This is a genomic window from Ovoidimarina sediminis, from assembly GCF_032586175.1.
In the GTDB taxonomy this organism is placed as follows: domain Bacteria; phylum Pseudomonadota; class Alphaproteobacteria; order Rhodobacterales; family Rhodobacteraceae; genus Ovoidimarina; species Ovoidimarina sediminis.
Map to the genome: position 1 here is coordinate 1 of NZ_JAWHTE010000052.1, position 9,471 is coordinate 9,471.

7 protein-coding genes are annotated in these 9,471 nt (G+C 67.7%); 2 read left to right on the top strand and 5 right to left on the bottom strand.

Annotated elements, in window-relative coordinates:
* Positions 1-72 precede the first annotated feature (72 nt).
* The 5 genes from RXV90_RS25415 to RXV90_RS25435 form a co-directional block, all read right to left on the bottom strand.
* Positions 73-1,035 (bottom strand): ester cyclase, encoded by a 963-nt coding sequence (locus RXV90_RS25415; protein WP_316653167.1) that lies wholly within the window; start codon positions 1,033-1,035, stop codon positions 73-75.
* Positions 1,032-1,910 carry a dimethyl sulfoxide reductase anchor subunit family protein gene (locus RXV90_RS25420; RefSeq protein ID WP_316653169.1) on the bottom strand — a complete coding sequence of 293 codons (879 nt, stop codon included), beginning with the start codon at positions 1,908-1,910 and terminating at the stop codon, positions 1,032-1,034. The genes RXV90_RS25415 and RXV90_RS25420 overlap by 4 nt, the downstream gene beginning before the upstream one ends.
* The gene (locus RXV90_RS25425; protein ID WP_316653171.1) at positions 1,910-2,647 is read right to left on the bottom strand and encodes a 4Fe-4S dicluster domain-containing protein; all 738 of its coding nucleotides are present in this window, start codon (positions 2,645-2,647) and stop codon (positions 1,910-1,912) included. Before RXV90_RS25425 ends, RXV90_RS25420 begins: the two co-directional genes overlap by 1 nt.
* 93 nt (positions 2,648-2,740) lie before the next feature.
* Positions 2,741-5,557: a molybdopterin oxidoreductase family protein gene (locus tag RXV90_RS25430; protein ID WP_316653173.1), complete on the bottom strand. Its 2,817-nt coding sequence runs from the start codon at positions 5,555-5,557 to the stop codon at positions 2,741-2,743.
* A 100-nt stretch (positions 5,558-5,657) separates the two neighbouring features.
* Positions 5,658-6,671 carry a glycosyltransferase family 2 protein gene (locus RXV90_RS25435; protein ID WP_316653175.1) on the bottom strand — a complete coding sequence of 338 codons (1,014 nt, stop codon included), beginning with the start codon at positions 6,669-6,671 and terminating at the stop codon, positions 5,658-5,660.
* Between the two features lie 63 nt (positions 6,672-6,734).
* Between RXV90_RS25435 and RXV90_RS25440 the strand changes: the two genes are divergently transcribed.
* Together RXV90_RS25440 and RXV90_RS25445 are read left to right on the top strand one after the other, a co-directional pair.
* On the top strand, positions 6,735-8,069 hold the full coding sequence (locus RXV90_RS25440) for a glycosyltransferase family protein (RefSeq protein WP_316653177.1): 1,335 nt from the start codon (positions 6,735-6,737) through the stop codon (positions 8,067-8,069).
* Positions 8,070-8,073: 4 nt separating this feature from the next.
* Positions 8,074-9,342 carry a glycosyltransferase gene (locus tag RXV90_RS25445; RefSeq protein WP_316653179.1) on the top strand — a complete coding sequence of 423 codons (1,269 nt, stop codon included), beginning with the start codon at positions 8,074-8,076 and terminating at the stop codon, positions 9,340-9,342.
* The last annotated feature ends 129 nt before the right edge of the window (positions 9,343-9,471 follow it).

Below are 9,471 nucleotides of genomic sequence, written 5' to 3' on the forward strand. Positions count from 1 at the left end.
CTCTTTCCACCAAACGAGTGCCGAAACCTCTTCAAGGCTGCCGGATATGTTGCAGATTAAATGGACGAGGCTCTAGAGGGTGTGGAGCAGGATCTGTTTCCAGATCGCGGTTTCGTCGATCAGCGTCCATTCGCGGCGGAGGCCGCGGGGGCCGAACTCGGCATGGGTCATGCCCATGACATAGACCTCGGCCCCGGAGGGCGGGCCGAAGAGACCCGTGCCCTCGTGGCAGCCGTGGAGCGCCCATCGGATCGCGGCGCGGGTGCCCTGGCCGATCCGGTGTTCGACCGTGAAGGCCGCGCCCGGGAAGGCGGCGCGGAGGCCCCGCCATGTCTCGGCCGCGAAGGGGTGGCCGTGGCCGTGGGCGTGGCCCCAGTAGAACAGTTCGCAGGCGGGATCGTAACCTTCGGAGATCGCCGTTGCGTCGCCTTCGGCGTGGCGCGTGAGCAGGTCTGCGAGGCGCGCGCCCATCGGATCGTCATTGCCGCGCCCGGTATAGGGGCCGGGGCGATCGGTGGCCGGCGTCATCGGGCGCACCGCCCGGTCGGGGCCGCCCTCGCGGGCGATGAGCGCGCGCGTCCAGCCTTCCGGAGTGTCGCCCATCTGGCGGACGATCGCGCCCTGATCGCGCACCAGCCATTCGTCGCGGACCGCGTTCGCCTCGCAGAAGCAATCGGCGATGATCCGGTATGTGAGGCGCCGGCCCGTGGGCGGCCCGTAGACGCCCGCGCCCGAATGGGTGGCGGTGCAGATCAGGCGGTGGGAAGAGAGGAAGGCGGAGGGGCTTACATCGGCCCAGATCACGTCTTCGCCCGGCAGTTCGCGGTCGGGAAATTCGGCGAGGGTTGCGAGGGTGGCGGCGATGATGCCGTCATTGCCTTTCACCACGCTGGCCGGGGAGCGCACGATCAGATCCTCGCCATAGTAATCGTGGAGCGTGTGGATGCCGCGATCCTCCCAGATCGCGCGGGTGATGCCGAGGATGTACTCCTCTTCCGAGGCCCAGCGTGGATCGAAGCCGGGCCGGATGCTCACGCCGTGCGGCCGTAGTAGAGGCCGACAACGTGTTCGGCCTCTGCGAAGAAGAGCCAGCGGAGACAGAGACTGCCCGCGATGTGCGAAAGCACGGCGAGCCCCGCGAGCGCGTGGCTGAAGGGCAGCGCAAGGAGGATCAACAGCGGCAGGACGACCGCGAGCCCGAGCCCGATGGCGCGGAGCGTGCGGCTGTGCTTGCGGCCGACGACATGCACCATTTCCTTCGTCAGGTAGTTTGGCCCGGTATGGGGCGGCTCGAACGCGCGGACCGCGCCGCGGGCGCCGAGGCCGGTGGCGGTGCCGAGCGTGCTGCCCGATCCGGCATAGGCCGCGTCGCCCACGTGCCAGGCGAAAAGCTGAAGGAGAAGGAGGGCGCAGAGGAAGATGGAGGCCCCCGCGACCTGGCCCGCCAGAAGCGCGCCGCCCGCGAGGCCGTGGGCGAGGAACAGGGCCGGTGTCGTCCAGTGATGCCAGCGGGGTACGGTTTTCAGCTGGGTGTAGATCATCGAGGTGGCCGCGATGGTGGCGACCGAGGCCAGCGCGCCGAGCCAGCCGAGCGGCGCGATATAGCTGCCCGAAAAGATCAGCGGCAGGGCGAAGAGGCCCATGAGGCCCATCGCCACGACGGCCGCCCAGGCCTCGCGGCTGAGCCAGCTTGAGCGCCATTGCGTGAAGGCCTTCAAGGCGCGTTCGGGGTGGCCCAGGTGGAAGGTGGAGGCGATGAGCCCCGCGCCGGCGAGCCCGAAGGCCAGGGCGAAGAAGACGAAGGCCACCCAGCCGCTCGGGCGATGGAAGCCGAGGCCGAGGAAGGCGAGGAGTCCGAAGCCGAGGCCCGAGAAGACGGTGAATACGATGATCGAGACCGCGGGATGCATCAGCCAAGCTTCTCCAATGCCTTGTCGAGCCAGCCGAGGAAGCCGCGGGGTTCTTCGGCCACCGGTTCGAGGAGGGGGGCGAGGACGTCGATGTCGCGCTCGCGGGGCGGCAGGTACTTGTTCACGGGCCGCGTGCCCTGTTCGGGCATCAGATCCATCCCGCCGCGTTCGGCGACGGATTTCGAGACCGCGCTGTCGGGATCGGAAAGGTCGCCGAAGGCGCGGGCACCGGTGGGGCAGGTGCGGACGCAGGCGGGCACACGATCTTCTTCGGGCAGGTTTTCGTTATAGATGCGGTCGACGCAGAGGGTGCATTTTTTCATAACCTTTTCAACGGGATCCATTTCCCGCGCGCCGTAGGGGCAGGCCCAGGCGCAAAGGCCGCAACCGATGCAGTCGCTTTCGTTCACGAGAACGATCCCGTCTTCGACGCGCTTGTAGGAGGCGCCCGTGGGGCAGACCGTCACGCAGGGCGCGTCGGCGCAGTGAAGGCAGGATTTCGGGAAGTGGACAAGCTGGGCAAGCCCTTGTTCCGGCTGGATTTCATAGGAATGGATGCGGTTGAGGAAGCTGCCCACGGGTTCGGCCCCGTAGGCGTCTTCGTCGGCAAGCGGCGCGCCGTAATTCTCGGTGTTCCAGCCCTTGCAGGCGGTGACGCAGGCGTGGCAGCCGACGCAGATGTCGAGATCTATGACCAGACCGAGCGTCTTGTCAGTCTTTTCGGGAAGCGAGGTCATTCAGGCCACCACAGGGCGTACACAGCGCGTACACCCCCCGTACACCGCCGAAACCGGGGTTTTGCGGTTAACCTTGGTAAAGATCCGATGAACTCAGCCTGTTTCATTCGTGCTCCTGCGGACGTTGGCGGGGGCGGGGGCGACCGGCGAGGCGATGGGATCGAAGGCGGGCTGGGCCTCGGCCGGGGCGCGGACCTTTTCGATCTTCACCTTGAGGTCGAACCATGCCGCCTGCCCGGTGATCGGATCGGAGTTGGACCAGCGCATGCCGTCGCCCTTGGGAGGCAGGAGTTCCCCGATCAGGTGATTGAGAAGAAAGCCTTTCGTGGCCTCGGGCGCGTCCTTGTCGAGGGCCCAGGCGCCCTTTCGCTTGCCGATCGCGTTCCACGTCCAGACGGTGTTGTCGTTGAGCGCGGCCATGTGGGCGACGGGTACCGTGATCTCGCCATGGGCGGAGGTGACGCGCGCCCAGTCGCCGTCTTCGAAGCCGTTCGCTTCCCAGATCTTCGTGGGGACGTAGAGCGGGTTTGCCCCGTGAATTTGCCGCAGCCAGGCGTTCTGGGTGCCCCAGGAGTGATACATCGCCATCGGGCGCTGAGTGAGCGCATTGATGGTGAATTCGTCGGAATCGGTATCGACCCGATACCAGATCGGGAGCGGATCGAAGCAGCTTTTCACCTGTTCGCGGAGGTGTTCGGGCGGCTGGACGGGGCCCCGGCCCTCGGCGGCGCGCTGGAAGCGGCGGAGCGGTTCGGAATACAGCTCGAACAGGTAGGGGGTGGGTTTGTCGGTGAGCCCGATTTCCACCGACCAGTCCTGATAGGCCGTGTTCCAGGGTTTGTAGTATTCCGCGTCATGCGGGATTTCCGCCGTCCAGAACCCGCCGTTCTCGATGTAGCGATCGATCTGGTCGGGGTTGGGGGCGCCGCGGCCCTGGCCGTCGCCGTTGCCGCGCCAGCCCGAAAGCGGGCCGACGCCGGGGCGGCGTTCGTGGGTCGTGATGTACTCGGCGTAATCCTTGAATTTCGCCGTGCCATCCTCGTTCACGAAGCCGGGGAGGCCCAGGCGGGCGCCCAGATCGCAGAGCACCGACTGGAAGCCGCGCACGTCGCGGTCGGGTTCGACCACTGGCCAGCGGATCGCGTCGGCGGCGCGTTCGGCATCGGAAATCGGGCGGTCGAGGAGCGAGATGCAATCGTGGCGTTCGAGATAGGTGGTGTCGGGCAGGACGAGATCGGCATAGGCGACCATCTCGGACGAATAGGCATCGGAATAGATGATGCGGGGGATCTTGTAGTCGCCGTTGTCGTCTTTCGCCGTCAGCATCTCCATCGTGGCGCGGGTGTTCATCGAGGAGTTCCACGCCATGTTCGCCATGTAGAGCATGAGCGTGTCGATGCGGTAGGGATCGCCCGCCGTGGCGTTCGAGATCACCATGTGCATGAGGCCGTGGGCCGACATGGGGTTTTCCCAGGTATAGGCCTTGTCGATCCGCTGGGGCGAGCCGTCGTCCTTCAGGCAGAGATCGTCGGGCCCCATGGGATAGCCCAGGTGCGGGCCGGCGAGCGGCTGGCCGGGGCGGGCCGTTGCGTGGGGCCGGGGATGTGCGGCGGCCGGTTTCGGGTAGGGCGGCTTGAAACGGAAGCTGCCCGGGGTTTCGACCGCGCCCAGGAGGCATTGCAGGAGGTGGAGCGCGCGGGCCGTCTGGAAGCCGTTCGCGTGGGCCGAAATCCCGCGCATGGCGTGAATGGAGACGGGGCGGCCGATCATCTTTTCGTGCCGGTCACCGCGCAGATCCGTCCAGGGCCGGTCAAGCTCGATCGCCTGTTCGAAGGCGACGTGGGCCAGTTCGGCCGCGAGACCGCGGATGCGGTCTGCCGGGATGCCCACGGTTTCGGCCACGGTTTCGGGGGCGTAGTCTTCCGAGAGGTAGCGTTCGGCGATCAGGTGGAAGACCGGCTTGTGGGTGACGCCCGCATGGCGCCAGGTTGCCGCGAGATCGGGGATCACGCCCGGCTTGTCGTAGCAGCGCGGGCGGTCTTCGCCGCGATCCCAGACAAGTTCGCGCCCGTCCTCGTCGCGCAGGATCATGCCGTAATCGTCGCTTTTGGGATCGAGGTTCACGAGGCAGGCGGCATTGGTGAAGCGGGCGAGGTAATCGAGATCGACCTTGCCGGATTTCAGCAGGCAATGGACGAGGGAGAGGATGAAGAGCCCGTCGGTGCCGGGCGTGATGCCGTACCAGTCGTCGGCCACCGCGTTGTAGCCGGTGCGGATCGGGTTGATGCCGATGATCCGCGCGCCGCGGGCCTTGAGCTTGCCAATGCCGATCTTGATCGGGTTCGAGGAGTGATCTTCGGCGACGCCGAAGATGAGGAAAAGCTTGGTGCGATCCCAGTCGGGTTCGCCGAATTCCCAGAACGCCCCGCCCATCGAATAGATGCCGCCCGCGGCCATGTTGACCGAGCAGAAGCCGCCATGGGCGGCGAAGTTCGGGGTGCCGAAGGCCTGGGCCCAGTAGCCGGTGAAGGATTGCGACTGGTCGCGGCCGGTGAAGAAGGCGAATTTCTCGGGGTCTTTGTCGCGCAGCGGTTTCAGCCAGGAGACGGCGGTTTCCAGCGCCTCTTCCCAGGAGATTTCCTCGAACTGGCCGGAGCCCCGGGGGCCGGTGCGCCTGAGCGGCGCGCGCAGGCGGGACGGGGCGGTGTGCTGCATGATGCCGGCCGCGCCCTTGCCGCAGAGCACGCCCTTGTTCACCGGGTGGTCGCGGTTGCCCTCGATATAGGCGACCTCGCCGTTTTTCATGTGCACGTTGATGCCGCAGCGGCAGGCGCACATGTAGCAGGTGGTGCGGCGGATTTCGTCTGAGACCTTGGGGCTGAGATTGAGGCTCGGCTGAGCGTGCGCCATGTCGTGTTGTCCTCCCCGGTCTTACGCGGCGGGCATAGACGATCTGACGCAGAGAGGCCACCCCCTTGACCGGGGGGAAGCCATTGGTTTCAGGGCGGGTTCAGAGCTGTCCCGCCGCCGCTGCCGCCCAGAGCGCGACAGTGCCCGGCCGGGTTTGGCGGTGAATGCCCGATTGCGAAAGCCCCGAGAGGCGGCCGCGCAGCGATGCCTTCCGGAATTCCGCGAAGTCCATCAGAAGCTCGTGATTGCCCGGTGTCAGAAGCGGGGCCGCGCCCGTGAGGGCCGCGATATTCTGATCGCTCCACCGCCGGAGCTTGCCCGCGGCGAGTCCGGCGAGGCGCGACATGCCCGCCCGGACCCCCCGGTTCGACCCCACGAGGTTGGCCCCGTGCTGGCGGTAAAGTACCTGGGGGTCGCGATCGTAGAGGATGATTCCGCCCGCCCCGGTGATCACCTGGTAGGCCCACCAGTCATGCGAGGGGACCGGCCCGCGATAGGCCGCCGCCCGGCGCAGAAGCCGGAAGCCCGCGCGGTTCAGAACCATCGTGTTGCCGCCCGCGATCGATTGCACCAGCGCGTTGCGCAACGAGGGCGGGTGGCGGAACAGCGGCGAGTGCCCGCGGATCCGGAGCGCCGAATCGGTGAGGATCGTCGGCCCGCAATAGAGCGCGGGCACACCGTCGGGCACCGAGACGAGCCGGTCGAGCGCGCGGCTGAGCTTGCCCGGAAGCCAGACGTCATCCTGATCGGAAAACGCGATCGCGTCGCTGCCGTGAGGCACGAAATCCAGAAGCGACAGGAAATTGCGGGCCGCCCCGCGCCGCGGCCCGGAAAACACCTGGATATCGCGCCCCGGCATCGTGGCCGCGAAGCGCCGGGCGATCGCGGGCCCGTCATCGTCGGAGCCATCGTCGCGCACCCGAAGCGACCAGTTGCGGTGATTCTGGCGCACGAAGCTTTCCAGCTGGTCATCGAGGTAGGCGGCACCGTTATAGAGCCCGAGCAGGATGGTGACATGACACGCGGCCGTCGGCCTGCGGGCCAGGAACCCCGGAACCGCCGCATGGGGCAGTCGTTTCGCGGGATCTTGGTAAAGAAGCGAGTAATGTTTCAATGCGATACCTCTCGACGTCGCCTTCTGGCTGAGGGCGTTCTGAACGGAGGGCGTTAATTTCCGATGAGCGTTGCATTGAAAGCCCTGAGGCCCGCCCGGCTGCGCCGGTTCGGCGCCGTCTGGCGCGACGAAGGCCTGACCCAGGCGCTGGGCCGGGCGCGCACCCACCTGCGCCTGATGCGGACCGGCCAGGGTGTGAGCGAGGTGGCGCAGCAAGCCGCGCCCCTTTCCGCCCCCGGCCATCCCGCCCCGCCCCCGCCGCGTTTCGCCTTCGCGCCCGTCTGGCGCGATCTGGCGCGCGGCGCGGCGTTTCACCTGTCCGCCGCCCCCGCGACGCTGAGCAGCCGGCGGCGGGTGGCGATGATCGGCGACCTGAACCTGCCGCAATGCCGGAAGTACCGGGTCGAGCAGATGGACGAGATCTGTTCCGGCCTCGATGCCGGATACCGCTTTGCCCATTACGAGGATCTGCCCCGGTGCCGCGAAATCCTGCAGGAGGCGACGCACCTGATGCTGTACCGGCTGCGGCGCTGCGATCTGACGACGATGTATCTTTACGAGGCGCGGCGCCTGCGGCTGCCGGTGCTGTACGATATCGACGATCCGCTGTTCTCGGTGTCCGCCTATGAAACCTATTCGAACATGGCCGCGGTGGCGGAGGCCGAGAAGGCGCATTTCGTGGCCGAGGCCCCGCTTTACGCCGATGCGATGAACATGTCGGACCTGGTGAGCGTATCGACCCCGGGGCTGGCGGAGCACGCCCGCGCGCACACCGCGCGCCCGGTGCTGGTGCGGCGGAACTTCGCGGACCGCGCCACGCTCGAGGCGGGGCGGCGGGCGATGGCGATGCGGCCCGCGCGCACCGGGTTCACCGTGGCGATGGCAAGCGGATCGCGCGGCCATGACGCCGACCTGATGACGATCCGTGACGCCTTGTGCCGGTTTCTGCAGGGCGGGGTGGAGCGGCGGCTTCTGCTTCTGGGGCACCTTGACGGGGGGATGTTTCCCGATGCGTTTGCCGGCCAGATCCGGTGCCGGCCCTTCGCGGGATACGACGCCTATCTCGCCGCACTCGCCGAGGCCGATTGCACGGTGCTGCCCCTGACCGACGATGCCTTCAACCGCTGCAAGAGCGCGGTGCGCGCGATCGATGCCGCCGCCGTGGGCGTGCCGGCGCTGGTGGCGGATGTGGGTGACCTCGCCGCCGTGGTGGAGGACAGGCGGACGGGTTGCGTCGTTCGGAGCGACTGGGCGGAGGCGCTGACGGCGCTGGCCGAGGCCCCGGCAGAGGCGGCGCGGATGGGCCGCGCGGCGCGCGCCCACCTGGAGCGCGCCTGGGGCGCGGCGGTGCGGGCGCCGGTGGCTGACGCGGCGCTGGCCGAATGGATCAGGGGGTAGGCCGATGCATGTTCTGGTGATCAACGTCTTCTTCGCGCCCCACAGCTATGGCGGGGCGACGATCGTGGCCGAGGAGGTGGCGCGTGCCCTGGCAGCGCGGGGCGGCGTGCGGGTGAGCGCGATTTCGGCGATGACGCGGGCCGATCTGCCGCCCTACGCGGTGGTGCGCTGCGAGGCGGGGGGGATCGTCAATCACATGATCAACCTGCCGGCAGGCAGATCAAAGGTGCAGCATTACGCCAATGCGGAGGTGGCTGCGAAGATCGCGGGGATCGCGCGGGATCTGGCCCCGGACCTCGCCCATGTGCATTGCGTGCAGGAGATCGGGGCGGATTGCCTTACCGTGCTGAAGACGCTCGGGATACCGGTGATTCTGTCGACTCACGATTTCTGGTGGCTGTGCGAGCGGCAGTTCATGATCCGGCCCGACGGGCGCTATTGCGGGCAGAACCCGATCCGGATCGCGCGCTGCCGGGGCTGTGTCGACGATTTCGGGGCTGCCGAGACGCGGGGCGCCTATCTGGCGCAGGCCGCCGGCTGGGCGGATCTGGTGACCTGCCCGAGCGCCTTCGCCGCCGGGATTTACGCGCGCTCGGGCTTCGCACCCGGGCGGCTCAGGGTTTGGGAGAACGGGGTGCGGCTGCCCGGGCCGGGTTTCGCCGCCGCCCAGGCGGCGCGGCGGGCGGCGGATCCGCGGCTTGTCTTCGGCTTCGTCGGCGGGCCCTCGCAGATCAAGGGCTGGCCGCTTCTGGGTGAGGCGTTTCGCGACCTGCCGCGGGGCGATTTCCGAGGCCATCTGGTGGAGGGGAGCCTTGACGGAAGCTGGTGGCGCGGACGCGATATTTCGGTGCTTGCAGGCGCGTGGGAGGTGGTGCCGCGCTATGCGCAGGACGGGATCGACGGGTTCTTCGCCGAAATCGACGTGCTGTTGTTCCTGTCGCAGTGGAAGGAGACTTTCGGGCTTACCGTGCGCGAGGCGCTGGCGCGCGGGGTGCGGGTGATCCAGACCGATGCCGGCGGCGCGGCGGAACATGGCGCGGCGGACCACGTGCGGGTGATCCCGATCGGGGCGGGGGCGAAGGTGCTGCGCAAGGCGGTGCTGGCGGAGCTTGAGACCGGGCCCCGGGATATGCCGGGGGTGGCGGTCAGGAGCTATGGCGCGCAGGCGGAGGCGTTTCTGGATCTGGCGCGGCCGCTGGCGGCGGCGCGGCGGGCGACATTCTCGTCTGCTCTACCTGTCACACTCTGCGGATGGGTCTTCGATCTTTCATGAGTGTCGCCGCATCCTTGGCTGAATGAGATCTAGTTCACTCTTCCACGTGACATGTCCGTCGTCAGATGATTTGGGACAGGGTGGCTTGATCTGTAACGGAGGCCCTGGCTCGTTGTGGTTCCAGCTTAT

Coding starts and splice junctions, on each gene's coding strand:
- RXV90_RS25445 (WP_316653179.1), top strand. CDS start 8,074: ATGCATGTTCTGGTGATCAACGTCTTCTTCGCGCCCCACAGCTATGGC.
- RXV90_RS25440 (WP_316653177.1), top strand. CDS start 6,735: ATGAGCGTTGCATTGAAAGCCCTGAGGCCCGCCCGGCTGCGCCGGTTC.
- RXV90_RS25425 (WP_316653171.1), bottom strand. CDS start 2,647: ATGACCTCGCTTCCCGAAAAGACTGACAAGACGCTCGGTCTGGTCATA.
- RXV90_RS25420 (WP_316653169.1), bottom strand. CDS start 1,910: ATGCATCCCGCGGTCTCGATCATCGTATTCACCGTCTTCTCGGGCCTC.
- RXV90_RS25430 (WP_316653173.1), bottom strand. CDS start 5,557: ATGGCGCACGCTCAGCCGAGCCTCAATCTCAGCCCCAAGGTCTCAGAC.